1 protein-coding gene is annotated in these 503 nt (G+C 73.2%); it reads right to left on the minus strand.

Going from position 1 to position 503, the window contains the following annotated elements; genetic code table 11:
* Positions 1-503: proton-conducting transporter membrane subunit (locus G7A99_RS24740; RefSeq protein WP_305792388.1), on the minus strand; the 503-nt coding region annotated here is incomplete at both ends.

A 503-nucleotide genomic window follows, 5' to 3' on the forward strand; every position in this document is an offset into this window, starting at 1 on the left:
AGCATGGCGTAGGCGACGAGCCGCCGCAGGCCGGCGGCGGCGAGCGAGCCGGTCATGCCGATGACGATCGTGGCGAGCGCGGCGCCGAGCAGCCAGGGGCCGACGGCCTCCACCGCCGCCGAGGCCGGGGCGTCGAAGACCACCGTGTATACCCGCAGAATGGCGTAGACGCCGATCTTGGTCATGATCGCGAACAGCGCCGCCACCGGCGTGGTGGCGCCGGCGTAGGCGTCCGGCAGCCACAGCGACAGCGGCACCAGCGCCGCCTTGATCGCGAACACCGTGACCAGCAGGAAGGCGCTGGCGTAGAGCAGGCCGCGGTCCGCCGGCGCGACGTCGGCGACCCGGCCGGCGAGGTCGGCGATGTTGAGTGAGCCGGCCACGGCGTACAGCGTGCCCACCCCGACGAGGAACAGCGCCGATCCCACCAGGTTGATCACCACGTACTTCACCGCCGCGCGGGTGCGGCCCGGCCCGTGGCCGTGGAGCAGCAGGCCGTAGGA

The sequence above is a fragment of the Arhodomonas sp. KWT genome (genome assembly GCF_010993615.1).